Below are 25066 nucleotides of genomic sequence, written 5' to 3'. Positions count from 1 at the left end.
CTCCAATGACCCCTTGATTATTCTCAAAATGAATAGGCCAGAATTTACTGCGCAGATTTGCGGCGCTCCAGAATCTGGCGATAAAGCTCCAGGTAGGACAGTGCAGCGTGTTCCCAACTGTGGTTCGCGGCCATGGCCTGTTTCTGGAGATGTCGCCATGCGGCTTTTTCCCGATGCAGCGCTGCAGCCCTGAGGACGGCATGGTGAAGATCATCACTATGGGCAAAGCTGAATACGAAGCCGTTGCGTTCTTCATCCCGGGCAAAGTCGCCGGCATCGACGACGGTGTCGGCCAAGCCGCCGGTATGATGGACGATGGGCAGCGTCCCATAACGTAAGCTGTACATCTGGTTGAGGCCACAGGGCTCAAAGCGCGAGGGCATGAGAAAAGCATCCACACCCGCTTCAATCCGGTGTGACAGCCCTTCGTCAAAGGCGATGCGCACGGCGAGACGCCCCGGATGAACAGCCGCCAGTTCCTCAAGCCGCGCTTCAAAGTATTTCTCGCCACTGCCCAGAATAATCACCTGCATCCCACGCTGGAGGAGATCGGGCAAAATATCCAGAACCATATCGACGCCTTTTTGCTCTACCAGCCGACTGATCATGCCCAGCAGAAAAACATCGGGCTGGGCTTCAAGCCCGAGACTCTGCTGCAGCTGGGCTTTGCACTGACTTTTTCCGACCAGGCTGCGGGCATTGTAGTGCGCAGGAAGATAAGGATCAGCATGGGGGTTCCAGTGGACTTCATCTATTCCATTAAGAATGCCGGTGAGTTGCGCGGAGCGCTGCTGCAGGAGGCCTTGCAGTCCCATGCCAAAGGCTTCCGTCTGAATTTCCCGGGCGTAGGTAGGACTGACTGTGCTGATCTGGTCGCTGTAGATCAAGCCCGCCTTGATGAAGGAAAAAGCCCCGTAAAGTTCGGTTCCCTGCCAATGAAAATCTTCGGCAGGAAGATGTAATTCTGCCATGATGGCGGGATCAAAGCGGCCCTGATAGGCGAGGTTGTGAATGGTGAACAGTGTGGCCGGTCGCGGGCTTCCTATTCGGGTTTCAAGATCCAGCAAATAAGGGACGAGGCCAGTCTGCCAGTCATTCACATGGACCAGATCGGGCCGCCAGTCGAGACCGGATACGCGACCCTGTGCCATTTCTACGGCTACTCGATTCAGCAAAGCGAAGCGGCGCGGATTGTCCGGCCAATCCTGACCCTGCGCATTTTGATAGGGTCCACCATCCCGCTCGTAATAGTCGGGATAACGCAGAAAAAAAATACCGGGCCGGCTCGGCGTTATCCAGAGTTCGGCAGCTTCCTGGCTATAAGGCGTATTCACCGAACAGAACCAGTGCATTTCATGCAGATCCGGACGTCCATACCAGGGGACCAGTATCCGTACATCAACGCCCAGTTGCTGCAAAGCCAGTGGCAAAGCGCCTCCGACGTCGGCCAGGCCGCCAGTTTTGGAGTAGGGAACCATTTCGGAGAGCACGAACAGGACTTGCAACATAGAGGTTTCAGGTTCTTCAGTGAGTGACTTGTTGCTAACATATCACAAAACACTTTTTGAATGATGGCTTCAGGTCGCCTATGATCCTCCAATACATAAATCTGCAGGTAAGGAGTGCGTAGTATGGAATGGTGCGAACGCTTTAAGGAATATCGGGATCGGGGACGCTGCGTGGTTTATTTTCCCAACTTGCACGAAGGCGAGGACGCCGAAGCCTACGGAATTTTTCTGTCCCTGATGCGGGTGAAAATGGGCATCATGATTCTTGCCCCAGATCGTGAAGAGCGTTATGAACCAGTATACCGTGACGCGATCAAGTATCATCTCCAGACTATTCGCCACAGCCGCCTGTTTACCAGTTATGTACCACTGAAGACGCGGGTGTATTTCGTAGAAACAGTCGATGTCCGCGATGCCTTTTATCCCTGCGCCGATTTTTGTGTGCCCGGAGGTACGCTGATGGGTGGAGCTGTGGACCTTGCCAAACCCATTGCCGATGGCTGCCCGCTGATTCTGGGTCCAAAAATGCCGGATAATGCGTTACGTCAAGGATTGCTGGCCGCAGGTGGAGCCGTTTGGGCGCAGGATAATAATCAGTTGATTGACCTTGCCAAGGCATGGCTTACTGATCCCGCTGCGGCAAAAACGGCGGCTGAAAAAGCGCGGGAGTGGTGGCAGCAGCACGGTTAAGGATATTTCAGGATGGCTGCCTGCTCATCCTGCTAGTGAAAACGCCATCTTATTTCGCTGGACCAACTGATCATCCACAAAAAAATGAGTTGAAAAACGAGCCGGGCGTTGAGTATCCAGGGAGCTATATCTGGATATTTTGATGTATGCATTGCCATATAAACATTGGCCGGTGTCACGGCAATGGTTAAACAAAAAAGACCAAATCCGGCATAGGGCCTGGTCTTTTTTGATAGCAACCCCAAGGCTCCGAGCATTTCAAGAAAACCGCTCACATAAACGTCGGCCATATGCCAGGGGATGTAGTCCGGAATTATTTTTGCTTCGCTGCCTGTAAAGATAAAATGTGCCAGGCTGCCGATAGAAAACCATATAAATACAAAACTCAAAATTATCTTTTTCACCAATGCCCCCTATTCTGGTGGTTTTTTCAGGCCAGATAGTCATATTTCTGTCATGGCGATGATTACGTGGAATATACTGACCTGGATGCAAAAAATCCTGCTGCATCCGTCTGCACAAAAAATACGTATTCATCTATGTTGAGGCTGTTGCCTCCCTGTTGAAGCTGAAAACGGTGTTAAGGAGAATTTAATGAAATATTTTAGATCAGGAGTTGCAGTGTTGATGGCAGGATTGGCTGTGAGCCTCGTGGCGCCTTTGGCTCAGGCCGCTCCGAGTGCTGCATCGGTGCAGCGGGCAGATATCAAAATGCCGATTCAAAATCATATTGATGCTTTTGGTGGCAAGTCCGGAGTTAAAGCGCTCATTAATACGTTTGTTGGTTATGTGGCGGCAGATCCCCATATTAATTATTATTTTGCCCATACCAACATCAAGGCCCTGAAATATAATCTGACGCAACAGGTTTGCGAAGTGGTGGGCGGACCCTGTACCTACACTGGCCCGACCATGACTGCAGCACACAAAGGCTTGCACGTTACTACAGCAGCATTCAATTATCTGGCACAGGATATGATCAAGGCGATGGATCAGCGTGATATTGCCAAACCGGCGCAGAACTATCTTTTGGCGCAACTGGCAGCCATGGAACCACAAATTGTTACGGCCAATGGTCCGTTGGGTTAATACACGAGAGATTGGTTATTCATTCAGGTCCTGAAGACTGGGTTTACTTTTAAATTGTCGGTATTTTCTGTGGATGACCAATCATGTCCTTAGCTGTGAGAATTAGCAAATTATTCATTGCCGGGATGACGGGCGTTCTTTCCGCCTGTTCTCCGCTACAAATTATCAATCGTCTTACCCCGACAAATACCTATAAGGTCACTCAGGGTATTCGTTATCAGCATCAGGCACGCGGACATCTGGATGTATATGAACCCGTTGCCAGGGATGGTTATCCTGAACCGGCGGGAGGCTATCCCGTGGTGCTGTTTATTTACGGCGGTGCCTGGGATAGCGGCAACCGGCAAGAATACAAGTTTGTAGGTGAAGCCCTGGCAGCCCGTGGTTTGGTGGTGGTCATACCCAATTATCGCATTTATCCACAGGTACGTTATCCTGCTTTTTTAAAGGATAATGCACGTGCTGTAGCCTGGACTTATCAGCACATCGCCGCTTTCGGTGGCAATATCCGGGATTTTTATATCATGGGCCATAGTGCAGGGGCCTATAATGCCGCCATGTTGGTGATGGATCCGCGCTGGCTGCAGGCAGTGGGACTCAAGCCGGATATTTTTTGTGGCTGGATAGGATTGGCGGGACCCTACAATTTTTATCCAATTACTTATAAACCGGTCCGTCCCATATTTTTCTACCCGGATTATCCCCCCAATAGTATGCCGATTGATTTTGCCAATAATGCGGATATTCCCCGAACTTTTTTAGGGGCTGCAGTGCATGACAATCTGGTGAATCCGAAAGTGAATACTGAAGTATTGGCGGCCATGCTGAAAAAGGCGGGGGTCAGTGTCGAGTTGAAAATGTATCGCGGTGTAAACCACGAAACCTTGATTGGCGCTTTTGCCAAGCCATTACGCTGGATGGCCCCGGTGCTGGACGATGTGGTGGCTTTCATCAAGGAGGGTCACGATCAGCGCATCCATCCATAATCATTAAAAAGCCCCGATCTAACAACAGACCGGGGCTTTCATGAAGCCAGAATGATGAAATACTTAGCTGGCTTGCAGTGACTTCATGAAAATCGTCGCAAAACGAATGAAGAATTTGAGCAGGTACTGGGTGTCCTTGGCGAAGACGATTTTCATCAGGCCAAAAATACCGCCACCCTTGTTGGCTTCATTCTGCATTTCGGTTTTGGTCAGTTCCAGCGCCTTGACAGCCTTGTCAACGCCTCCTGCAAACACTTCATCAGAGGGGATCATGGGCACAACCTTGCTCATGACCATGTTGATTTTGCCAACCAGACCGGCCTTCTGCAGGTTGCCGACCAAGGCAAATACTTCAGGTAACATGTCGATCAGATGGGCATCATGGAGGCCCTGAACAATCCCCTTAATCCGATGGTTGATGCTTTCTGCATCCCCCTTGAGTGCTTTGGCACCAATCTGGGCAATTTCCATCCAGATCAGGGCACCCTGACTGATGGTGCTGCCAATGTGCTGGATGGTGCCGTCATGCCACAGTTCGGCAACAAAATCTGCACCGGTACCGAAGGCAATATTCAGATCGCCGCGCGGGGTCAGGATTTCTTCCAGACGGATGCCCTTGGCCTCCAGGGCCTTGGCGGCAGCCTGCAGGGAACCCCCTACTGTTTCGGCCACTTTGAGCAGTGAGCCTACGCGATCGGCAAGGCTGTCTGCATCACCCTGGGCTAGATCTTTGGCGCGCATGGCAATTTTCAGCCATTTTTCGGCCTCTTCGGCAATATCATCCAGTTTGTCCGGAAGATCGAGGTCGGAGATGATGCCTTTAACGGCACCAAGGCCATCTTTACCCGCCTGCACAAAAAATCCGGCACTGGCCGCATAACCGGCCAGATGTTCTACCTGATCCAGCAGACCTTCAACCCGACTGACCATGTCCACGGAGCCGTCACCCTGGGTTAGATGCTTGACGCGCATGGCCACCTGCATCCAGCGGTTGCCGCCCGAACCGATGCTGGCCAGCGCATTGCCCATATTGGCGCTTTCCAGAACTTCAGGCATGGTGTCGCGCAGGGTGCCAATGGCAATATTCATCTGCCCGCCCAAAATTTCCGCCATGTCGAGCATGCCGCTCAGACGGGTCTGCAGATCGGGAGCATCACCCTGAATCAGGCGCTGAGCACGCTTGGCCATCTGAATCCACTGGTCGGCCATTTCCTGGATTTCATCAAGACGATCCGGCAGGTCCAGTTGACCAACCATGTTGCCAACAACGCTTACACCCTGCTTGGCGCTTTCTAGCCAGTACTGGATGGTGGCCGTACTGCTATGGATTTTCTGGATCATTTCTTCGGGATTTTCACCGATGATGGGGCACTTCAACTCGGCGCTGAGGGCGGCCATGGAGCTGAAAAATCCGGAGCGTTGCAGATTGCCGAGAAGTTGCAGGACTTCCTTGAGGGTTTTGTCCAGTTCGGCCTGCTGGGCGTCATTGATGAGCGCACGCAGGCGATCCAGCGGTTCTTCATCGGAGTTGCCCTTGACGAAAGATTGCAGAGATTCGGAAATGCCCTGCAGTTTTTCCATGTAGGGCTGCATGGTTTCCATCAATTTGTCTGTGTCGATGGCCTGAGGGAGCTCATTCAGGACGTCGCGCAGCATCTGCAGCATGTTTTGCACCTGCAGGGCGGCTTCGCCGACTTTTCCGAGCCCTTCCCACTGGCGTTCGTTGAGACTTACTACTGCTGCTGGTACTGTATTCGCGTTGGCCATGTTGCGCTAATCTCCCGCTGAAATAATGCTGTGATAAGTGCTTTTAATAGAACAAAGCAAGCTTTGTTAAGACTTGCCTTATTTACCACAAAAAGCGTCCCTTTCCTACCCATGTCAATGTGCCCTATCATCGTCAACGAGGCTTTTGCAGGCTAATTATTATGCTTTATGGCAGTAAACGAGAAACATATCGGCAGGTATTTCTGGACAGTTGGCAAGCTTTTCGCGAGGGGCGGCCCCTCGAAGGCGTGCAGACCAGAATTGTGGCCGCTATTCTGGATCACCCCGAGTATCAGCCCTTGCTGGAAGATGCCGAACGAGGATTGTACCAGGACTTTTCCCCTGAACAGGGGCAAAGCAATCCCTTTCTGCATATGTCTCTGCATGTGGGGCTGGCAGAAATGTTGGCAATGAATCAGCCACAGGGTATCGTCCACCTTTACGCGACGGCCTGCGAAAAACGGGGTGAACATGATGCCGAACATCTTTTTGTCGACTGTATGGGCGAGATGATGTGGCAGGCACAAAGGGCGGGGGTGCCTCCGGATATGGGTGCCCTGCTGGCTTGTGTGCGGCGCGGACTGGCGTTGCCAGATCCGGCTTGATACGGCCCTGAGGGGCATTTGGGAGAAAATTCATGGTAAAAGCAGTGCAATCGACAACAACCGGCGCTGAAAGTATTCACTGGCGTTTACAGGACCTTTATGCGGGTTCGGATGATCCGCGCCTGGAAGCCGATATGCTTTGGGCCAGCAGCGCAGCAGAAGATTTTGCCCGGCAGTATCGACCGGGTTTGGGTGATCTGGATGCGGCTGCCCTGGCCACAGCCATGCAAAGTCTGGAGGCCATTCGTCAACGGTTGGGTCGGGTAGGGACTTTTCGTTATCTGAGTTATGTCACCCATGCCGATCAGCCCGCGTATGGGGCGGCGTTGCAGGCTTATGAAGAAGCCGCGACTCAAGTCAGCAATCAGTTGATATTTTTTGATATTGCCTGGAATGCAGTCGATGAGAATCGTGCTGAACAGTTACTTCAGGATCCCGCTCTCGCCCACTGGGCGCATCTGCTCCGCAACTGGCGGCAATATCGCAGTCACCTGCGCAGTGAGAGCGAAGAACAGATTCTTTCGGAAAAGCGGGTAACTGGTCGGGCACTCTGGGAGCGCCTTTTTGACGAAACGCTGACAGAGATGCGTTTCAATCTGCGCGGTAAGGCGATGACCGAGCAGGAAGTGCTGACCCTGCTGTCCAATCCTGACCGGACATTGCGTCATGATGCGGCAGAGTCCCTGAGTACGGGACTGGAAAGCCGCCTGCATACTTTGACTACCTGTTTTAATGCCATTCTGGCCGACAAGGCCCTGGATGACCGGCTGCGTTCTTATCCCCATTGGCTCAGTGAGCGCAATCTGAGTAATGAAATTTCCGACAGCATGGTCGAGGCCCTGGAGACGGCCGTGGTGTCCCGCTACGCTCTGGTGGCCCGCTATTATCGACTCAAGGCCAAACTGCTGCGGGTAGCGCCGCTGATGGACTATGACCGCTATGCCCCTATTTCCAGCGCGGCGCGGCGTTACGACTGGGCGGAATGTCAGCGTATTGTGCTGGCGGCGGTCCATGATTTTTCGCCGGAGCTGGGTGCCATCGGTCAACGTTTTTTTGACGAACACTGGATTGATGCGGCTCTGGCACCCGGTAAACGGGGTGGGGCTTTTGCTCATCCGGTGACTCCCGACGTACATCCTTACCTGATGGTCAATTATACCGGTACGGTGCGCGACGTGATGACCGTGGCCCACGAACTCGGGCACGGCATCCATCAGTATCTGGCGCGTGAGCAGGGCTATCTGAATGCCGATACGCCGCTGACTACAGCGGAAACTGCCTCGGTGTTCGGAGAAATGCTGACTTTTGAACGGCTGATGCGCGAGGAGCAGGACCCGCAGCAACGTCTGACCTTGCTCTGCGGCAAAATTGAGGACACCTTTGCCACGGTATTCCGGCAGATGGCCATGCATCGCTTTGAGGTGGTGATGCACAATGCCCGTCGCAGCGAGGGGGAACTCAGCAAGGAAAGGCTCGCAGAGCTGTGGATGCAAACCCAGACCGAGCAGTTTGCCGACAGTATCCAGTTCAGTCCCGGATATCGCTGGTGGTGGAGTTATATCCCCCATTTTATCGGCTCTCCCGGCTATGTGTACGCTTATGCTTTTGGTGAATTGCTGACTTTGGCTTTAATTCAGCGTTATCGGGAAAATCCCCAGGGTTTTGTGTCGGGCTATATCGCCATGCTGAAGCTTGGGGGCAGCAAAACGCCTGCCGAGGTGGTGGCAGAAACGGGTGTCAATCTGGAAGATCCGGATTTGTGGGCAAAAGCCCTGGATTATCTGGCCAGTATGGTGGATGAGGCAGAAGCCCTGGCCAGAGTCCGTTGAGCATGCGTCAGGAAAAAGACAGCATGGGTCTGGTGGAGGTGGAAGATACCGCACTGTGGGGGGCGCAAACCCAACGCTCCCTGAATTACTTTGCCATCGGCAGCGAACGGATGCCCATGGCGGTCATTTATGCCCTGGCCAGAATCAAGCGTGCTGCTGCTCAGGTCAACCACGAATTGGGTCTTTTGGGTAAGGATATTGCCGATTATATTCAGCTTGCCGCCAGCGAAATCATCGATGGACGCTGGGATGAACAGTTTCCGCTGCGGGTCTGGCAGACGGGTAGCGGCACCCAGAGCAATATGAATGTCAATGAAGTGATTGCCAATCGCGCCAACGAGCTGGCTGGTCAGGTCCGGGGCACGAAAAACCCCGTGCATCCCAACGATCATGTGAATCTTGGTCAGTCTTCCAATGATACTTTTCCGGCGGCCATGCATATTGCCGCCGCATTGGCGGCGCAGCAAAATCTGCTGCCCGCGCTGATCCATCTGGAAAGCCTGCTGGCGGCTAAAAGCCAGCAATTTGCGGCACTGATCAAGGTCGGACGCACGCATCTGATGGATGCTGTTCCGCTGACCCTGGGTCAGGAGTTTTCCGGGTACCAGGCGCAGTTGCAGATGGGCATTCAGGCCATTGAGCAGGCTTTGCCCGGACTGTACGGACTGGCTTTGGGGGCTACGGCGGTGGGCACGGGCCTCAACTGTCATCCAGATTTCGCCAGACAGGCTTGTGCGCACCTGCATGCTGAACTGGGCTTGCCTTTTCATCCGGCAGCCAATTTTTTCGCGGCGCTGGCGGGCCATGAAGCCCTCCAGCAACTGAGCAGCAGTCTGCGCCTGGTTGCCATGTCCTTGCTGAAAATAGCCAACGATATTCGCTGGATGGCATCCGGCCCCCGGGCGGGTCTGGGCGAACTGCAGCTTCCTGAAAATGAACCGGGGTCTTCCATTATGCCCGGCAAGGTGAACCCCACCCAGGCTGAGGCGTTGACCATGGTTTGCGTGCAGGTTTATGGAAATGACGCGGCCATTGCCTTCGCCGCATCCCAGGGAAATTTTGAGCTGAATGTTTACAAGCCGCTGATTGCCTTCAATATCCTGCAGTCCATCGAGCTGCTGGGGGATGCGGCCCGGTCTTTTGCCGAGCATTGTCTGCAGGGGCTGGAGCCGGTTAATGAACGCTTGCAGGAAAACATGGAAAAATCCTTGATGCTGGTGACTTCCCTGACCCCCGTGATGGGTTATGAGCGCGCGGCGGCCGTGGCCCAGCACGCCCACCGCAATCACTGTACACTCCGGGATGCGGTGATTCAGTTGGGTTTCCTCTCGGGAGAAGACTTCGACGCGCAGGTGCGGCCGCAGGACATGCTCTAAAAGCCCCACTCAGGCAGGCCGAGAAGGGACTGTTCTGGAGGATCATCGCCGGATCATGTTATCCTTTGGTCCGGCTAATCCATCAGCATTCAGACAGCGCAAGAGGACTTAGAACATGATCCTGATTTTAGAAGCAGATCTGGCGGAGCAGTCGCCCATTTTTCAACAGTTGCTGACCCGTCTCAAGGCCATGTCTGATATCCAATACCGGATTCATCAGGAACAGGGCGTCGAGCAGTTGCTCAGCGAAATTTATCTGATTGGCAATACCAAATCGTTGCGGGTGGAAGACATGGAAGCCTTGCCCGGCGTGAAGCAGGCTATTCGGGTTTCCAAGGAGTATCGGATGCTTGGGCGGCATTCCGGCGATCATCGCAGCCAGGGTTTTGACTACAACGGCGTCCATTTTGGGCAGGATAACCTCAATGTATTTGCGGGTCTCTGCGCGGTCGATACGCCCGAGCACGTTGAGCAGATGATGAAAGCACTCCAGGAAAACGGCCAGGTCTGCACCCGTATGGGGGCCTACAAGCCACGCACCAGCCCTTATGCCTTTCAAGGACATGGCCAGGCCTGTTTACCCTATGTATTTGAGCTGGCTGGCAAATATGGAATGCGGGTGATTGCCATGGAAATTCTCCACGAGTCGCACATGGATGAGATCCGTGAGGCTTTGGAAAAAACCGGACATCCAACCGGAGTGATGCTCCAGATTGGCACCCGTAATACCCAGAATTTTGAACTCCTCAAGGCCGTGGGAAGGCAGACCGAGTTTCCGGTGCTGCTCAAGCGTGGTTTCGGCATCACGTTGGAAGAGTCCCTCAACGCAGCAGAATATCTGGCCTCAGAGGGGAATACCAAGGTGGTGTTTGGCTTGCGTGGCATGAAAACCAACCTTGGTGACCCCCATCGCAATTTTGTGGATTTTGCCCAGGTGCCCACCGTGAAGCGTCTTACCCGGATGCCGGTCTGCATTGATCCCTCTCACTCCGTGGGCAGTCGTGATGCCGGGCCGGACGGAATTCCTGACGTTTTTCATGCTACCGCAGAGGGGGTTGTGGCGGGGGCCAACATGGTTCTGGTGGATTTTCATCCGGATCCGGCAACTGCGCTGGTAGATGGTCCTCAGGCCTTGCTGCTGAAAGAGTTACCCTGGTTTCTGGAAGATGTCCGTCTGGCCCGGGAAACCTACGAAGAGCGGGTGCTTCTGGCCGCCGCTCAGGGTGTCGCGGAGTAGGGTCGCAGTCCTACTTCACCCGCATGCCGGGTTCGGCACCGGCATCTGGAGACAGGAGGAAAGGCCCCCCCGCCGGACCACTGGCGGCCATGACCATGCCCTCAGACAGGCCAAAACGCATTTTACGCGGCGCGAGATTGGCCACCATGACCGTCAGACGTCCCACCAGGCTGGCCGGATCATAGGCACTCTTGATACCCGCAAACACCGAACGGGTTTTTTCTTCGCCAATATCCAGGGTTAGATGCAGTAACTTGTCCGCACCTTCCACCGCTTCCGCCGCAACAATCCGGGCAATGCGCAAATCGATCTTGCTGAAATCCTCAATACTGATGGTGCTGCTTTCCGTGCCGGGCGCAGCTGCTGCTGTTTTTGCTGCCGCTTTGCCGTCATGTTCGGGCTTCGTTGCTGTACCTTGGGTACCGGGTGTTTCTGTGGGGGATTGAATCAAGGCGTCCACCTGGGATTTATCCATACGTTGCAATAAATGGGTGTAGGGCTGAATGTTGTGCTTCAACAGGGGTTGGCTGAGTCCCGGCCAGCTGAGCTCCGTTTGTAAAAATGCCAGCGATTTGCGCGCCAGTTCGGGAATGACCGGGCTGAGTAAAGTCACCAGAATGCGGAAGCCATTCAGAGTCACAGTGACAACGCGATGTAATGCTTCGCGCTGTTCAGGATTTTTGGCCATCGCCCAGGGGGCATTCTGGTCTACGTAGGCATTAATCTGGTCGGCAAGCGCCATAATGTCGCGCATGGCTTTGCCATATTCGCGACTTTCATAAGCCTCGCCAATCGCTTCCTGGCTGTCCAGCAGACTATCGTAAAATGCCTGATCGGATCCCAGTGATGGGGCCAGTTGCCCGGCAAAAAAGCGATGAATGAATCCTGCCGCCCGCGAGGCCAGATTGACGACCTTGCCAACCAGATCCCCGTTGCCTTTCAGCAGGAAATCTTCAAGGTTGAGGTCAATGTCTTCGACATGACTGTTGAGTCGGGTGGCAATGTAATAGCGTAAAAATTCGGGATTGAGATGTTGCAGATATTGTCCGGCAGTGATGGAAGTCCCCCGGGACTTGCTCATTTTGGCACCGTTTACGGTCAGGTGTCCGTGAGCAAAAATACCGGTAGGCAGACGATGTCCGGAGCCCTTGAGCATCGCCGGCCAGAACAGGCCATGAAAATAAATAATATCCTTGCCAATGAAATGATAAATTTCGGCGCTGGCGTCGGGTCCCCAGTAATCACTGAAATCACGACCATGACTGGCACACCAGTGGCGGGTGGCTGCCATGTAACCGGGCAGGGCATCCAGCCAGACATAAAAAAACTTGCCCGGCGCATCGGGAATGGGGATGCCGAAGTAAGGTGCATCGCGGCTGATGTCCCAGTCGGCCAGCCCAATACTGAACCACTCATCCAGCTTGTGGGCGACTTCTTCCTGGAGGGTGCCGCTGTGAATCCATTGTTTGAGGAACCCGGTAAAATCCCCCAACTGGAAAAAGTAATGCTCGGATTGGCGACGTTCGGGTACTGCACCCGATACGGCAGACACCGGATTGATCAGGTCGGTGGGGCTGTATGTAGCGCCACAGACCTCGCAGCTGTCTCCATATTGATCGGGTGCCTGGCAACGGGGGCAGGTCCCGCGTATAAAACGATCCGGTAGAAAGATGCCAGCAACGGCATCATAAGCCTGTTCGATTTCGCGGATGTTGATGAAATCGGCACTGCGCAAAGCCCGATAAATCTCCTGCGATACCTCGAAGTTTTCCGGTGAGTGGGTGCTATGGTACAAATCAAAACCGATGCCAAAGCCGGTAAAATCGCGCAGATGCTCTTCATGCATGCGTGCTATCAAGGCTTCCGGAGTGATGCCTTCACTCTGGGCGCGCAGCATGATGGGCGTGCCATGGGCATCATCGGCGCAGACGTAAACGCAATCATGACCCCGCAGGCGCTGATAGCGGGCCCAGATGTCGGTTTGGGTGTATTCAACCAGATGGCCAAGGTGAATCGGACCATTGGCGTAGGGCAGGGCGCTGGTAATCAGGATGCGTTTAGTCATAGTAGCCATAAATTACAGGGGAAGCGCTTGTCAGGCAATGCTGTTGAACGATTTTTGATGCTGGCAGTCACTGCTGATCCATGGTATAAAGGGCGCCATTTTTCAGGGAGATTTATCTGATGTCCAGAGTTTGCAAGGTGACCGGCAAAAAGCCTATGGCCGGAAACAATGTTTCGCACGCCCACAACAAGACCCGTCGGCGTTTTCTGCCCAATCTCCAGTATCATCGTTTCTGGGTAGAAAGTGAAAATCGTTGGGTGCGTATGCGGGTGAGCACCAAGGGTATTCGTACCATCGACAAAAAAGGTATTGATGCGGTTCTGGCTGAACTGCGTGCTGCCGGCGAAAAAATCTGAGGATTTAACTGATGCGCGACAAAATCAAATTGGTTTCCACGGCCGGTACCGGTCATTTCTACACCACGACCAAAAACAAGAAGACCACACCGGACAAGCTGGAAATGAAAAAGTACGATCCCAAAGTCCGTAAGCACGTGGCTTACCGGGAAGACAAAATCAAGTAATTTTCTGTGCCTCCCTGCGGTCTGCCCTGAATCTTCAGGAGAGGCCGGTTGGTTCTTTGCTCAACCATCATATTTTGCTAAGTTATTAGCACTCCTGATGGTTGAGTGCCAAGGACCCCATTCCAATCATATGTGCATCGTCCACAATTTCTTGTTCTCCGGATATTCATGCGGCCTGGCAACAGCACAGGATAATCTCGTCTGTTGGGGACAAATCTGATGGCTATGGATGAACGTGCGCGGCACCTGCTCAAATCCCTCATCGAGCAGCATATAGCCAATGGTGTACCGGTCGGCAGTCGCCAGTTGGCCAAGGGCGCCGGTCTCAATATCAGTCCTGCTACGGTCCGTAATGTCATGGCGGATCTTGAAGATGAAGGTTATCTGATTTCCCCCCATACTTCTGCCGGACGCATTCCTACCCATGTTGGTTACCGCTTTTTTGTGGATGCGCTGCTGCGGGTGGTGCCGCTGTCCCCTGAGTCCCATCAACTGCTGATTCATCGGTTGGGGCACTACATTCCGGATACCGAGCAGGTGCTCCATGCGGCCACGGAGGTGCTTTCGGAATTGACCCACATGGCGGGGTTTGTCCGTGTGCCCCGACGTGCCAATCGAACGTTGCGCCATGTGGATTTTCTGGCACTGCGCGAAAAGGAAGTGCTGGCCATTTTTGTGACCGATAAGGGCGATGTCGAAAACCGCCTGATTCGCACCGAACACGCCCTCAGTGCCGCTGAACTCAATCAGGCGGCCAATTTCTTCAATGAAAGTTATGGTGGTCGCCCCTTGCAGGAAGTCATCCAGCATTTGCAGCGCGATCTGCAGCAATCCCGTCACGAAATGGACCGCATATTGCGCAGTGCCATGGAGCTGGGTGAGGAAATGCTGGAAGAAGATCAGCAGCGCATGCTTATTGAAGGGGAGTTTCAATTGCTGGACCTGCCGGAACTGGCCGGTAGTGAACGTCTGCGCGAGTTACTCAATGCGGTGCGGCAGAAGCGTGACCTGGTCCATCTTCTGGATGGCAGCATGCGCGGCAGTGAAGTGCGCCTCTTCATTGGTGAGGAATCGGGCTTTGCGCCCTTGAGCGATTGCAGTGTCGTCTCAGCGCCGTACGTGGTTGATGGCGAGGTGCTGGGCGTGCTCGGCGTGATTGGACCCATGCGTATGCCCTATCAACAGATTATTCCCCTGGTGGATGGCACCGCCCATTTACTGGGGCGGGCCTTGTCACAATCTTGAGTGGCTTGGCTTGAAATGCCGCCGGGTCCTCCCCATATGGAGGACATCCAAACGATCAGGAGTGAATTGCGCATGAGTGAAGAAGAAAAACCCGTAGCGTCGCCAGAAGACACCGATACACCAGCCGCATCCGAGGCGGAAGAAGTCAATTGGGAGGAGAAGGCGGAAGCCTATCGCAATGATTATCTGCGGGCCTTGGCCGATGCCGAAAACCAGCGCAAGCGCTCGGAAAAGCAGATTGAAGATGCCCGTAATTATGCCGTAGACCGCTTTGCCCGGGAATTGCTGCCGGTTATCGACAGTCTCGAACTGGCCCTGGCGACGCCTCTGGAAGGCGATGAAGCGGTCACGCAGTTTCGCCAGGGTATTGAAAATACGCTGACTCTGTTTGCCCAGGCCTTGGGAAAAGCGGGCATCGCCCCCATAGAAATGGGCGAAGGGCGTTTTGATCCGCATCTGCATCAGGCGATTGCCATGGTGGAATCGGAAGGAGATGCAAACCGGATTCTTGCGGTGCATCAGAAAGGTTATCTCATGCATGACCGTCTGCTGCGTCCCGCCATGGTTTCGGTGTCCAAGGCACCCAAAACTGCGTAATCATTGTTGATATAAACACAAATTTTTTAATTCAGGAGAACATATAATGGCTAAGGTAATTGGCATCGATTTGGGCACCACCAATTCTTGCGTCGCCGTCATGGAAGGCGACAAGGTCAAGGTCATTGAAAACAGTGAGGGCAAGCGGACGACGCCTTCCATTGTCGCGATCACTGAAGAGGGCGAGGTGTTGGTTGGCGAAGCGGCAAAACGTCAGGCAGTCACCAATCCCGAAAACACTATTTATGAAGTGAAGCGTCTGATTGGTCGTAAATACGACGATGCCGAAGTTCAGAAAGATCTGAAGCACGTTCCCTATAAGGTGGTGAAGGCTGAGAACGGCGATGCCTGGGTGGAAGTGCGCGATAAAAAATATTCCGCGCAACAGGTATCGGCCTTCATTTTGCAGAAAATGAAAAAGACGGCGGAAGATTATCTCGGTGAAACGGTCAGTGAGGCTGTCATTACCGTCCCTGCCTACTTCAACGATGCCCAACGTCAGGCTACCAAGGATGCGGGTCGAATTGCCGGTCTGGAAGTGAAGCGTATCATCAATGAGCCTACCGCAGCGGCCCTGGCTTTTGGTGAAGACAAAAAGCCCGGCGACAGCAAAATTGCGGTATACGATCTTGGCGGTGGGACGTTTGACGTATCCATCATCGAAATTGCCGAAATGGACGGTGAACACCAGTTTGAAGTGCTGTCTACCAATGGGGATACTTTCCTGGGTGGTGGTGACTTCGACAATCGTATCATCAATTATCTGGCGGATTCTTTCAAAGCCGAAGCCGGTATCGACCTGCGCAGTGACCGTCTGGCCATGCAGCGTCTGAAGGAAGCGGCGGAAAAAGCCAAAATTGAGCTTTCTTCGGCGCAGCAGACTGATGTCAACCTGCCTTTCATCACCGCCGACCAGAGTGGTCCCAAGCATCTGAACATGAAGTTGACCCGGGCCAAGCTGGAATCTCTGGTGGAAGACATTATTGACCGCAGTATGGCCCCCTGCCGGGTTGCCATGAAGGACGCCAACCTGTCCACCAGTCAGGTGACTGATGTGATTCTGGTGGGTGGTCAGAGCCGGATGCCCAAGGTTCAGGAAAAGGTCAAAGACTTTTTTGGTCAGGATCCGCGCAAGGACGTGAATCCTGATGAGGCGGTGGCCATTGGTGCGGCCATTCAGGGTGCAGTGCTGTCTGGCGACAAAAAGGACGTGCTGCTCATGGACGTCACCCCCCTGTCTCTGGGCATCGAAACCCTGGGCGGCGTAATGACCAAGCTGATCGAAAAAAACACGACCATCCCGACCCGCAAGTCCCAGGTGTTTTCTACGGCAGAAGACAACCAGTCGGCAGTGACCGTGCATGTTTTGCAGGGTGAGCGTGAACTGGCCCGGGATAACAAATCCCTGGCCCGTTTTGATCTTGCCGATATTGCTCCGGCGCCACGGGGTATGCCGCAGATTGAAGTGACTTTTGATATTGATGCCAACGGTATCCTCCATGTGTCGGCCAAGGACAACCAGACCGGCAAGGAGCAGTCTATCAAGATCACCGCAGGTTCCGGCCTTTCCGAGGAAGAAATCAAGCGGATGGTCGCCGAAGCTGAAGCGCACGCAGCCGATGACAAGAAGGCGCGGGCATTGATTGAAGCCCGTAACGAAGCGGATGCCAGCATTCACGGCGCACGCAAGGCGCTGACTGAACAGGCATCGGCACCGGAAGCGGACAAGGCTAAGGTCACTGAAGCCATTACGGCGACGGAAAATGCTGCCAAGGGTGAAGACCCGGAAGCTATCAAGAGCGCCGTGGCGACCTTGATGGCGGCCATGTCCACGCTGCTGCAAAGTGCGGCAGGCAGTCAGGCGGAGCCCGGCGCAACTGCTCAGGGTGAAGGGCAAGCCAAGGCGGATGATGTGGTCGACGCGGAGTTTGAAGAAGTCGATAAAAAGTAATTCAGACTTTGGTGATAAGGGGGCAGGATCTGGTATCCTGTCCCCTTGCCTGTTTCAGGATAAAAAATGGCTACACGCGATTATTACGAAATTTTGGAAATTACCCGCAGCGCCGACGATGGGGAAATCAAAAAATCCTACCGTCGTCTGGCGATGCGCTATCATCCGGACCGCAATCCCGATGATCCCAGTGCGGAAGACCGCTTCAAGGAAATCAACGAAGCCTATGAGGTATTGTCCGACGCTTCCAAGCGTCAGGCTTATGACCGCTTCGGGCACGCCGGGGTGCAGGGTGGTTCTGGTCCCGGCGGTGGTTTTGGTGGCGGCTTCGGAGGTTTTGGAGGCGGCAGTGCTGGCTTTGGCGATATTTTCGGGGATCTTTTTGAACAGGCTTTTGGTGGCGGTGGGCGTGGCCAGGATTCCGGGCGCGGCTCGGATTTGCGTTATGAGCTGGATCTGACGCTGGAAGAAGCGGCACTGGGTAAGCAGGTCACTATTCAGATTCCCAGTTCCGCACCTTGTGAGGTTTGTCATGGTACCGGGGCAAAACCGGGCAGTAAGGTAGAAGATTGCAGTACCTGTGCGGGGCGCGGTCAGGTGCGGATGGTTCAGGGTTTTTTCTCGGTGACACGTCCCTGTCCGCAATGTAATGGCAGCGGCAAAACCATCAAGGATCCCTGCAGCAATTGTCAGGGGCACGGCAGGGTCCGCAAAACCCGTGATCTCGAAGTCAAAGTGCCGGCCGGAGTAGATACGGGCGACCGCATCCGTCTGAATGGTGAAGGGGAAGCTGGGGAACGCGGCGCAGCGGCGGGTGATCTGTACATTCAGGTGCGGGTCCAGCCGCACAGCTTGTTCGAGCGCGATGGAGATGATCTGCATTGTGCTGTTCCGGTGAATTTCACGACCATGGCCATGGGGGGCGAACTGGAAGTGCCCACTTTGACGGGTCGGGCCAAAATCCAGATTGCGCCGGGAACCCAGTCCGGCATGGTGTTCCGCCTGCGCGGTAAGGGTATCAAGGGGGTGCGCAGCAAGCTGCATGGTGACTTGCATTGTCGCCTGCAGGTGGAAGTGCCCGTGCATCTGTCGGCCCGACAAAAAGAACTGCTGGAAGAATTTGCCAGCACTGCCGCAGATCAGAGTCAGCATCCCCAGCAGGAAAGCTGGTGGAACAAGGCCAAAGACTTTCTGGACCGGATGGGGCTCTGATGAACCAGCCAACCCGCGTCGCTATAACCGCAGTCTCGGGACGTATGGGCCGGGCGCTGATCCAGGCTTTGGAGGGGCGCGATGACCTGCAGCTGAGCGCAGCCATTGGTCGTGCAGGTGCCGAATATCTGACGCAAGACGCCGGCCGTCTTGCTGGGGTTATGCCACTGGGCGTGCCGGTCACGGCAGATTTGCGTGCGGTGTTGGCGCAGGACAAGGCCGTGGATGTGGTCGTTGAATTCGGTCCGGTAGCCGCCGCGCTGGACCATGTGCTGGCTTGTCAGAGAACGAACACGCCCATCGTCATTGGTACGACGGGGTTTTCTTCCGAACAGCAAAATGTGCTGAAAACCGCCAGCCGGGATATTCCCCTGCTCCTGGCCCCCAATATGAGTGTTGGCATCAATGTGTTGCTGGCTTATCTTCCGGCTATCACCAAGGCGCTGGGGGAAAGTTACGATGTGGAAATTGTCGAGGCCCACCATCGTCACAAGGTGGACGCGCCATCCGGAACCGCGCTGGCTTTGGGGCGCGCCGTTGCCAAGGGACGCGGTGTCGATCTCAAGGACGTGGAGTGCCTTGATCGTAATACCATCCGGGGGCCACGCCAGGAAGGCAGTATTGGCTTTGCCACTTTGCGTGCTGCTGACGTGGTGGGTGAACATACGGTATGGCTGGCGGGCGCGGGCGAGCGACTGGAATTGACCCATCGTGCCGCCAGCCGTCTGAATTTTGCCGAGGGCGCACTGCGGGCGGCGCACTGGTTGGCGGTACAAAGCCCCGGATTTTACGATATGCAGGACGTTCTGGGTTTGAAGCAGGGGCCGGTCCTGTAATTTTCCCTGCACTTAAGTAACGAGGAGCAGCTATCATGCAATGTGTTGTCGCGAATCGGGTACCTGTAAAGGCCGAATATCGGGCCGAGTTTGAGGCACGTTTTCAAAAACGCGCGGGAGAAGTGGATAAGCAGCCGGGATTTGTGCGCATGGAGGTTTTGCGTCCGGTCAATGATGACGGCGTTTATGTCGTGCTGACGCACTGGGCTGATCAGGCAGCGTTCGAGGCCTGGATGAAAAGTGACGATTTCAAGGCGGCCCATACCAATCCGCTGCCCAAGGAAGCCTTTGGTGAAGGGGGCGGTCTGGAGCGTCACGAAGTCGTGATCAGTGCAGAGACCGCACCTTGATCCACTGCCGCGAAAAAACAGATTTTTGCGGATACACCACTTAATATGACGGCAGCTTTGGATGCCGGAGATGAGGACGAGCATGGCAGAATTGACGCGGGAACAAGTAGAGCAGTCATTGCAGGCAATGGAAGACCCTTATCTGGGTAAAACCCTCGCAAAAGCCGGCGTACTCAAAAGTGTGGACGGTAACCAGGTCAAACTGGAATTACCCTATCCCAGCGCTGGTGTAGCTATCAGTCTGAGTCAGGATGTGGCGCGGCAGATTCAAAATGACCACGGCCTGCAGGCGGATGTTTCGGTCAGTCATCGTATTGTCACCCATCAGGTCCAGCGCGGCGTCAAGCTCATGGAAGGCGTGCGCAATATTATTGCGGTAGCGTCGGGCAAGGGTGGCGTGGGCAAGTCAACCACCTCAGTAAATCTGGCGCTGGCGCTGGCCAGGGAAGGTGCCCGGGTAGGGATTCTGGATGCCGATATTTACGGTCCCAGCCAGCCGCGCATGCTGGGTATTTCCGGTAAACCCACCAGCAAGGATGGAAAAAAGATGGAACCCATGGAGGGGCATGGCCTTAAAGCCATGTCCATCGGTTTTCTGATTGACGAAGAAACCCCCATGGTCTGGCGCGGGCCTATGGTCATGCAGGCGCTGGAGCAGCTGCTCTCGGATACCCGCTGGGGAGAACTGGATTATCTGGTCATCGATCTGCCACCGGGTACGGGCGATACCCAGTTGACCCTGGCGCAGAAAGTGCCGGTTTCCGGGGCGGTCATTGTCACCACGCCCCAGGATATTGCCTTGCTGGATGCTCGCAAGGGTCTGAAAATGTTTGAGAAAGTCGGGGTTCCAATCCTCGGGATCATCGAGAACATGAGTTTTTATATTTGTCCCAAATGTGGCAATGAGGACGATATTTTCGGACATGGCGGCGGTGCCAGCATGGCCGAGCAGGATGGTGTGGAATTTCTGGGCGCCATCCCTCTGGACCGCAGCATTCGCAGCGAAGCTGATAATGGAGCGCCCACGGTGGTGGCGCAACCCGATTCGCGTCTGGCCAAAATCTACATCGAACTGGCGCGTCATGTGGCCGGGCGGGTGGCCAATCAGGCCGTGGATCATAGCCACAAATTCCCCAATATTGTCGTGCAGAATCGCTAAAATGAGTATCAAATCCGATCGCTGGATTCGGCACATGGCAGAAAATGAGGGGATGATCGAGCCCTTTTCCCCCCGTCAGGTGCGCCATGTAGAGGGCAGTCCCATCATTTCCTACGGCTTGTCGTCATATGGTTATGATATTCGCTGCGCCGGTGAATTTAAGGTATTTACCAATGTGCGCAGTGCCATCGTCGATCCCAAAAATTTCAGCGAAGATTCTTTTGTGGATTTCAGTGGGGATACCTGCGTTATTCCACCCAATTCATTTGCCTTGGCGCGTACCCTGGAATATTTCCGGATTCCCCGCAATGTGCTCACCATTTGTCTGGGTAAAAGTACCTACGCGCGTTGCGGTATTATTGTGAATGTCACGCCCTTTGAGCCGGAGTGGGAAGGCTATGTGACCCTGGAATTTTCCAATACCACGCCGTTGCCGGCCAAAATATACGCCAATGAAGGTGTCGCCCAGGTACTTTTTCTTGAGTCTGATGAGGTCTGCGAAGTGTCCTATGCGGATCGGCGTGGTAAATATCAGGGCCAAAGTGGTGTGACTCTTCCCAAGGCTTGAGTGGTTCTGTAAGCGGAAAAATCAGTCCTGGCAGATGTTAATTTAAATAACCGTGGATTCATTTGAGGGTGTTGTCATGCGCAAAACAGCATTGGTCATACTCAGTATCATCGGCATTTTTCTGATGCTTTCAGGCCTGTTGTTTTTTCTGCAGGGCACCGGAATATTTCCCTACCCGAAAAGCAGTTTCATGATCAATGAAACCATCTGGATTATCCGTGGAGCTATTTTATTTGTGGTCGGGTTGATTGTTCTGTTGATTGGCCGCCGTTTCCGGCGACCAGTTAAATTCCGCTAAATGGCAGAGAAATCAACGTTTCCGGTTTACAGCAGGTCCATGAAGCTGAAACCCTTCTTGATGTAGGCATTGTTGGCATAACCGTCCTTCTCCCAGGTGCCCTGTGGGCGGGTGCTGTCCAGCACAATCTTGTTGACCCATTTGACACTTTTGTAGCCGTACATTTGCGGGACCAGCAGACGCAGCGGATATCCGCCTTTTCGCAGCAGCGGCTGTCCGGAAATGTGCGTGGCGAGAATGACTCCGGGGGCGCGAGCCTGATCCATGGAAAGACTGTCTACGTAGACGCCATCGGCGCTGTAAAAAGCGACATAGCGGGCGCTTGCCTGAGGTTGTATCTGCTCCAGAAAATGCGACAGGGCAATACCCTGCCAGTGAACATTGTTGACAATCCAGCCGGTTACGCAGTGAAAGGTTTCGATTTCCCGATCCTTGCTGAGTTGATATAACTCGGGAAGGGTGAAAATTTGAGGTTTGTTGATGAGTCCCGCAGTCTCAAGACGATAGGTATCGGGATTGATTTTGGGATAAAACCCGGCATAAGTGTAATACTCCGGAAAAACCGGGATTTTGGTATCCGCCCAAGCCAGGGCAGGATATGCCAGACTACCTGCTCCAGTCGCCAAAATCAGGTCACCCGCTGCGCGTAGGAATTCTCGACGATTGATTGACATGACTTTTATCCTCTTTTCCAGACGGCGAATATACGCCAAAGGGCGTCGCCGCGCAGTGCATGATAAGTGGCCATGACAACATGGCCTATCCAGAAATAGGCTAACAGGGGGGTACCCAGGCGCATTAGCGTAAGTCCAATTTGTGCGCCTCCGCTCAGATGCAGGTCTCCACGCAGAACGAGCCAGCCAAGAAAGCCCCCAAAGGTCACGATGCTGACTCCGATGAAAAAAATGGCTTGCCAGAGGCTGGATAAACCCGGCCTGACCCCATGACTGGGTAATTTTCCGCGAAATAGCCGGGCAAGGTCATGACCTACGGCTTGAGGGGTGCGCCAGGAAAACCAGGTACCCAAAAGATGACGTCCCCAGGGTGTGAGTAAATACACCAACCAGGTAAGAACCAGCCAGCCGGTCAGAATCAGCCCGGCAAGTACATGCAGCGGGAACCAGGTGAAATTGGCAAACCACAAGGCGGCCAGGCTGTTCCATAACTCAAAGGTAACACTCAGCACCAGTCCCAGATGCAAAATCTTGGCATAAACAGGATATTCCACCAGGTTTTCAGGCGTCTGAGCGGAGAATACGCTGCCGGGAATATGAATGATTTCTGCCATGTCTTGCCTCGCTTGTAGACTTATTCCAGATTACGTGAAATTTCGGGTTCCGGATGCATTATATTCACCTCGAATGCGTGACCATCTTCCAGGTTTTTGCGTATCACCTGAGCCTGGGCGCGAATCGCCGCAAGACGGTCATCGGACATGCGTTCCAGATGCTTCCATTGCAGGGCGGTACGCGGATGCTGACGGAAACGTTCCTGGTGCGTCTGCAGAAAATCCCAGTACAGCACCGTAAAGGGGCAGGCTTTTGCGCCGCTAGCCAATTTGGGTTCATACGGGCAGCGCTGACAATGCCCGCCCATTTTCTGCAGATAATTACCACTGGCGACATAGGGCTTGGATGCCATCCAGCCGCCATCTGCATACTGGGACATGCCGATGACATTGGGCAGCTCCACCCACTCCACGGCATCCACGTAAATGGCCAGAAACCAGCGATGAATGGCTTGCGGTTCGACACCCAGCAGCAACGCAAACAGACCGGTAATCATCAGTCTTTCAATATGGTGGGCATAACCATGCTCCAGAGTGCGCGCGATGGTGTCCTGCAGGCAGGACAGGTCGGTTTTTGCCGTCCAGTAGAATTCCGGCAAGGGCTGATGGGCCTGGAGGATATTCTGCTGCAGCCATTGGGGCATGTGCAGCCAATAGAGGCCGTGTATGTATTCGCGCCAGCCCAAAATTTGCCGGATAAATCCTTCTGCAGAGGCGATGGAAACTTTACCAGCCCGGAAATTTTCTTCCACCGCCTGAATGACCGTTATGGCACGGATCAGGCCGAGATTCAGCGCTGCAGACAGCCGGGAATGATAAAGCCAGACCTGTCCTGGCCAGAAAGCATCCTGCAGGGGGCCAAATTGTGCAAGACGACTATCCAGAAAATCCTGAAGCGCAGCTTGGGCCTGTTGGGAAGTCACCGGCCAGTCAAAGTGTTGCAGGTTACCCGGGTGTTCGGCGAATTGTGTTTCGACCAGGGCCATGACTTCCCGGGTGATGGCATCCGGAGTAAAACTCAAAGGTTCCGGAATCCAGCCGGGACCCTGAGAACCGGGACGCTGACGGTTTTCCGGATCAAAATTCCAGCGCCCGCCAACCGGCTGATCATTATCCATGAGTATCCCGGTTTTTTGCCGGGCGTGGCGGTACCAGAACTCGAGACGCATCTGGCGACGATTTTCTGCCCACTGGCCAAATTCCGGGACTGAAAACAGAAAATTAAGATTACGCCGTTCTTGCCAGGGAATCTGCCTACTTTCTGCGCAGTGAAGAATGGTTTCGCGCAGCTGCCAGGTGCCGGGACGCAGGCTGATGATTTGCCGGGGCTGCCAGCGTAGTAGAGCCGCTTCCAGGGCCTGACTCATGCTCTGATAGGGGTGCGTGCCAAAGGTCAGATACTCCAAAGGAAAGCGACGTTGCCGCAAGGCTGCAGCATGATGACGCATGGCACTCAGGAACAGGGCAATGCGGGCCTTATGCGACCAGACTATGCTGGACTCTTCGGGCACTTCGGCCATCCAGCACAGATCCTGATCCGGATCGAAGCCTTCCAGGGCCAGGCTGTCCGGATCCAGATGGTCACCGAGAATCACTACCAGATGACGAACAGTCCTTTCAGTCTGAGACATGGGGCTGGTTTCCGGAGTGATGCCGATTTTTTCGACAGGCGGCTGAACAATAACGTACTTCATCCCAACAGCGCTTCCAGCGTTTACGCCAGGTAAAGGGGCGCTGGCAGACCACACAGATTTTTTCTTCCTGATGACGTTGTAGGGGTTTCATGGCTTATACAAAATTAGAAATTGTATAGTACAATAAGACTAACAAGGCTTCGGCGCAATGCGCAAGGTGTCTGAACCTGCATCCACTGACGAAGTATTTGCG

Annotated in this window: 26 protein-coding genes; 18 read left to right on the top strand and 8 right to left on the bottom strand. The window is 54.1% G+C overall.

Going from position 1 to position 25066, the window contains the following annotated elements; genetic code table 11:
• Positions 1–44 precede the first annotated feature (44 nt).
• A complete protein-coding gene (gene glgA, locus H7F08_RS03830) occupies positions 45–1508 on the bottom strand; it encodes a glycogen synthase GlgA (RefSeq protein WP_215866633.1) in 1464 nt (487 codons plus the stop codon).
• A 123-nt stretch (positions 1509–1631) separates the two neighbouring features.
• On the opposite strand from glgA, the gene H7F08_RS03825 reads away from it, so the two are divergent.
• Entirely contained in the window at positions 1632–2198 is a 567-nt protein-coding gene (locus H7F08_RS03825; protein ID WP_031571260.1) for a hypothetical protein, read from the top strand.
• A 32-nt stretch (positions 2199–2230) separates the two neighbouring features.
• On the opposite strand, the gene H7F08_RS03820 is transcribed toward H7F08_RS03825, so the two are convergent.
• Positions 2231–2602 (bottom strand): hypothetical protein, encoded by a 372-nt coding sequence (locus tag H7F08_RS03820; RefSeq protein WP_193639909.1) that lies wholly within the window; start codon positions 2600–2602, stop codon positions 2231–2233.
• A gap of 190 nt (positions 2603–2792) precedes the next feature.
• Here H7F08_RS03820 and H7F08_RS03815 point away from each other — a divergent pair, with 190 nt between their 5' ends.
• Entirely contained in the window at positions 2793–3287 is a 495-nt protein-coding gene (locus tag H7F08_RS03815; RefSeq protein ID WP_029315963.1) for a group I truncated hemoglobin, read from the top strand.
• Positions 3288–3370: 83 nt separating this feature from the next.
• The gene (locus tag H7F08_RS03810) at positions 3371–4273 is read left to right on the top strand and encodes an alpha/beta hydrolase (RefSeq protein WP_193639908.1); all 903 of its coding nucleotides are present in this window, start codon (positions 3371–3373) and stop codon (positions 4271–4273) included.
• A 63-nt stretch (positions 4274–4336) separates the two neighbouring features.
• Here H7F08_RS03810 and H7F08_RS03805 read toward each other — a convergent pair whose 3' ends face one another.
• Positions 4337–6040 carry a hypothetical protein gene (locus H7F08_RS03805; RefSeq protein WP_075323273.1) on the bottom strand — a complete coding sequence of 568 codons (1704 nt, stop codon included), beginning with the start codon at positions 6038–6040 and terminating at the stop codon, positions 4337–4339.
• 161 nt (positions 6041–6201) lie between these two features.
• On the opposite strand from H7F08_RS03805, the gene H7F08_RS03800 reads away from it, so the two are divergent.
• The 4 genes from H7F08_RS03800 to H7F08_RS03785 all read left to right on the top strand — a co-directional run bounded on the left by H7F08_RS03800 (position 6202) and on the right by H7F08_RS03785 (position 11087).
• Positions 6202–6645 carry a DUF1841 family protein gene (locus H7F08_RS03800; RefSeq protein WP_010637067.1) on the top strand — a complete coding sequence of 148 codons (444 nt, stop codon included), beginning with the start codon at positions 6202–6204 and terminating at the stop codon, positions 6643–6645.
• 32 nt (positions 6646–6677) lie between these two features.
• Positions 6678–8474, top strand: a complete 1797-nt coding sequence (locus H7F08_RS03795; protein WP_193639907.1) for a M3 family oligoendopeptidase — start codon at positions 6678–6680, stop codon at positions 8472–8474.
• Between the two features lie 2 nt (positions 8475–8476).
• A complete protein-coding gene (gene fumC, locus H7F08_RS03790) occupies positions 8477–9850 on the top strand; it encodes a class II fumarate hydratase (RefSeq protein ID WP_193639906.1) in 1374 nt (457 codons plus the stop codon).
• Between the two features lie 115 nt (positions 9851–9965).
• Complete coding sequence (locus H7F08_RS03785; protein WP_010637072.1) at positions 9966–11087, top strand: 3-deoxy-7-phosphoheptulonate synthase; 1122 nt, start codon at positions 9966–9968, stop codon at positions 11085–11087.
• 10 nt (positions 11088–11097) lie between these two features.
• Here H7F08_RS03785 and metG read toward each other — a convergent pair whose 3' ends face one another.
• Positions 11098–13152 carry a methionine--tRNA ligase gene (gene metG, locus H7F08_RS03780; protein WP_193639905.1) on the bottom strand — a complete coding sequence of 685 codons (2055 nt, stop codon included), beginning with the start codon at positions 13150–13152 and terminating at the stop codon, positions 11098–11100.
• A 119-nt stretch (positions 13153–13271) separates the two neighbouring features.
• On the opposite strand from metG, the gene rpmB reads away from it, so the two are divergent.
• From rpmB to H7F08_RS03725, 11 genes are all read left to right on the top strand, one after another.
• A complete protein-coding gene (gene rpmB, locus H7F08_RS03775) occupies positions 13272–13508 on the top strand; it encodes a 50S ribosomal protein L28 (protein WP_024892956.1) in 237 nt (78 codons plus the stop codon).
• An 11-nt stretch (positions 13509–13519) separates the two neighbouring features.
• Positions 13520–13675, top strand: coding sequence for a 50S ribosomal protein L33 (rpmG, locus tag H7F08_RS03770; RefSeq protein ID WP_010637078.1), 156 nt, complete (start codon positions 13520–13522; stop codon positions 13673–13675).
• A gap of 219 nt (positions 13676–13894) precedes the next feature.
• Positions 13895–14920 (top strand): heat-inducible transcriptional repressor HrcA, encoded by a 1026-nt coding sequence (hrcA, locus tag H7F08_RS03765; RefSeq protein WP_024892957.1) that lies wholly within the window; start codon positions 13895–13897, stop codon positions 14918–14920.
• A 72-nt stretch (positions 14921–14992) separates the two neighbouring features.
• Complete coding sequence (locus H7F08_RS03760) at positions 14993–15517, top strand: nucleotide exchange factor GrpE (RefSeq protein ID WP_193639904.1); 525 nt, start codon at positions 14993–14995, stop codon at positions 15515–15517.
• A 46-nt stretch (positions 15518–15563) separates the two neighbouring features.
• The gene (dnaK, locus tag H7F08_RS03755; protein ID WP_031571281.1) at positions 15564–17468 is read left to right on the top strand and encodes a molecular chaperone DnaK; all 1905 of its coding nucleotides are present in this window, start codon (positions 15564–15566) and stop codon (positions 17466–17468) included.
• A 66-nt stretch (positions 17469–17534) separates the two neighbouring features.
• Positions 17535–18680, top strand: a complete 1146-nt coding sequence (gene dnaJ / locus H7F08_RS03750) for a molecular chaperone DnaJ (RefSeq protein ID WP_193639903.1) — start codon at positions 17535–17537, stop codon at positions 18678–18680.
• Complete coding sequence (gene dapB / locus H7F08_RS03745) at positions 18680–19516, top strand: 4-hydroxy-tetrahydrodipicolinate reductase (RefSeq protein ID WP_031571285.1); 837 nt, start codon at positions 18680–18682, stop codon at positions 19514–19516. Before dnaJ ends, dapB begins: the two co-directional genes overlap by 1 nt.
• A 35-nt stretch (positions 19517–19551) precedes the next feature.
• On the top strand, positions 19552–19866 hold the full coding sequence (locus H7F08_RS03740; RefSeq protein WP_193639902.1) for an antibiotic biosynthesis monooxygenase family protein: 315 nt from the start codon (positions 19552–19554) through the stop codon (positions 19864–19866).
• Between the two features lie 82 nt (positions 19867–19948).
• On the top strand, positions 19949–21025 hold the full coding sequence (gene apbC, locus H7F08_RS03735) for an iron-sulfur cluster carrier protein ApbC (RefSeq protein ID WP_010637091.1): 1077 nt from the start codon (positions 19949–19951) through the stop codon (positions 21023–21025).
• A gap of 1 nt (position 21026) precedes the next feature.
• Complete coding sequence (gene dcd / locus H7F08_RS03730) at positions 21027–21593, top strand: dCTP deaminase (RefSeq protein WP_010637093.1); 567 nt, start codon at positions 21027–21029, stop codon at positions 21591–21593.
• A gap of 76 nt (positions 21594–21669) precedes the next feature.
• On the top strand, positions 21670–21891 hold the full coding sequence (locus H7F08_RS03725) for a hypothetical protein (RefSeq protein ID WP_031571290.1): 222 nt from the start codon (positions 21670–21672) through the stop codon (positions 21889–21891).
• A 26-nt stretch (positions 21892–21917) separates the two neighbouring features.
• On the opposite strand, the gene H7F08_RS03720 is transcribed toward H7F08_RS03725, so the two are convergent.
• From H7F08_RS03720 to H7F08_RS03705, 4 genes are read right to left on the bottom strand one after another with little or no spacing between them, the layout of a single operon-like run.
• On the bottom strand, positions 21918–22565 hold the full coding sequence (locus tag H7F08_RS03720) for a molybdopterin-dependent oxidoreductase (RefSeq protein ID WP_031571292.1): 648 nt from the start codon (positions 22563–22565) through the stop codon (positions 21918–21920).
• A 5-nt stretch (positions 22566–22570) separates the two neighbouring features.
• Positions 22571–23179 (bottom strand): hypothetical protein, encoded by a 609-nt coding sequence (locus H7F08_RS03715; protein WP_193639901.1) that lies wholly within the window; start codon positions 23177–23179, stop codon positions 22571–22573.
• Positions 23180–23199: 20 nt separating this feature from the next.
• Positions 23200–24873, bottom strand: a complete 1674-nt coding sequence (locus H7F08_RS03710; RefSeq protein WP_193639900.1) for a cryptochrome/photolyase family protein — start codon at positions 24871–24873, stop codon at positions 23200–23202.
• Positions 24797–24964: a DUF2256 domain-containing protein gene (locus H7F08_RS03705; protein WP_080707771.1), complete on the bottom strand. Its 168-nt coding sequence runs from the start codon at positions 24962–24964 to the stop codon at positions 24797–24799. The genes H7F08_RS03710 and H7F08_RS03705 overlap by 77 nt, the downstream gene beginning before the upstream one ends.
• Positions 24965–25066: the final 102 nt, after the last annotated feature.

This window comes from Acidithiobacillus sp. HP-11 (genome assembly GCF_015100075.1).
GTDB classification, from domain to species: domain Bacteria; phylum Pseudomonadota; class Gammaproteobacteria; order Acidithiobacillales; family Acidithiobacillaceae; genus Acidithiobacillus; species Acidithiobacillus thiooxidans.
Note: the sequence above shows the minus strand (reverse complement) of the source record. Positions and strands in the feature narration are given on the sequence as shown.

Excerpts from the sequence above, each read along its gene's own strand:
- H7F08_RS03760 (WP_193639904.1), top strand. The coding sequence starts at position 14,993 with ATGAGTGAAGAAGAAAAACCCGTAGCGTCGCCAGAAGACACCGATACA.
- hrcA (WP_024892957.1), top strand. The coding sequence starts at position 13,895 with ATGGCTATGGATGAACGTGCGCGGCACCTGCTCAAATCCCTCATCGAG.
- H7F08_RS03825 (WP_031571260.1), top strand. The coding sequence starts at position 1,632 with ATGGAATGGTGCGAACGCTTTAAGGAATATCGGGATCGGGGACGCTGC.
- H7F08_RS03725 (WP_031571290.1), top strand. The coding sequence starts at position 21,670 with ATGCGCAAAACAGCATTGGTCATACTCAGTATCATCGGCATTTTTCTG.
- rpmG (WP_010637078.1), top strand. The coding sequence starts at position 13,520 with ATGCGCGACAAAATCAAATTGGTTTCCACGGCCGGTACCGGTCATTTC.
- H7F08_RS03810 (WP_193639908.1), top strand. The coding sequence starts at position 3,371 with ATGTCCTTAGCTGTGAGAATTAGCAAATTATTCATTGCCGGGATGACG.
- H7F08_RS03705 (WP_080707771.1), bottom strand. The coding sequence starts at position 24,964 with ATGAAACCCCTACAACGTCATCAGGAAGAAAAAATCTGTGTGGTCTGC.
- H7F08_RS03805 (WP_075323273.1), bottom strand. The coding sequence starts at position 6,040 with ATGGCCAACGCGAATACAGTACCAGCAGCAGTAGTAAGTCTCAACGAA.
- rpmB (WP_024892956.1), top strand. The coding sequence starts at position 13,272 with ATGTCCAGAGTTTGCAAGGTGACCGGCAAAAAGCCTATGGCCGGAAAC.
- apbC (WP_010637091.1), top strand. The coding sequence starts at position 19,949 with ATGGCAGAATTGACGCGGGAACAAGTAGAGCAGTCATTGCAGGCAATG.
- H7F08_RS03800 (WP_010637067.1), top strand. The coding sequence starts at position 6,202 with ATGCTTTATGGCAGTAAACGAGAAACATATCGGCAGGTATTTCTGGAC.
- dcd (WP_010637093.1), top strand. The coding sequence starts at position 21,027 with ATGAGTATCAAATCCGATCGCTGGATTCGGCACATGGCAGAAAATGAG.
- H7F08_RS03715 (WP_193639901.1), bottom strand. The coding sequence starts at position 23,179 with ATGGCAGAAATCATTCATATTCCCGGCAGCGTATTCTCCGCTCAGACG.
- dnaJ (WP_193639903.1), top strand. The coding sequence starts at position 17,535 with ATGGCTACACGCGATTATTACGAAATTTTGGAAATTACCCGCAGCGCC.
- fumC (WP_193639906.1), top strand. The coding sequence starts at position 8,477 with ATGCGTCAGGAAAAAGACAGCATGGGTCTGGTGGAGGTGGAAGATACC.
- dnaK (WP_031571281.1), top strand. The coding sequence starts at position 15,564 with ATGGCTAAGGTAATTGGCATCGATTTGGGCACCACCAATTCTTGCGTC.
- H7F08_RS03710 (WP_193639900.1), bottom strand. The coding sequence starts at position 24,873 with ATGAAGTACGTTATTGTTCAGCCGCCTGTCGAAAAAATCGGCATCACT.
- H7F08_RS03785 (WP_010637072.1), top strand. The coding sequence starts at position 9,966 with ATGATCCTGATTTTAGAAGCAGATCTGGCGGAGCAGTCGCCCATTTTT.
- H7F08_RS03815 (WP_029315963.1), top strand. The coding sequence starts at position 2,793 with ATGAAATATTTTAGATCAGGAGTTGCAGTGTTGATGGCAGGATTGGCT.
- metG (WP_193639905.1), bottom strand. The coding sequence starts at position 13,152 with ATGACTAAACGCATCCTGATTACCAGCGCCCTGCCCTACGCCAATGGT.
- H7F08_RS03740 (WP_193639902.1), top strand. The coding sequence starts at position 19,552 with ATGCAATGTGTTGTCGCGAATCGGGTACCTGTAAAGGCCGAATATCGG.
- glgA (WP_215866633.1), bottom strand. The coding sequence starts at position 1,508 with ATGTTGCAAGTCCTGTTCGTGCTCTCCGAAATGGTTCCCTACTCCAAA.
- dapB (WP_031571285.1), top strand. The coding sequence starts at position 18,680 with ATGAACCAGCCAACCCGCGTCGCTATAACCGCAGTCTCGGGACGTATG.
- H7F08_RS03720 (WP_031571292.1), bottom strand. The coding sequence starts at position 22,565 with ATGTCAATCAATCGTCGAGAATTCCTACGCGCAGCGGGTGACCTGATT.
- H7F08_RS03795 (WP_193639907.1), top strand. The coding sequence starts at position 6,678 with ATGGTAAAAGCAGTGCAATCGACAACAACCGGCGCTGAAAGTATTCAC.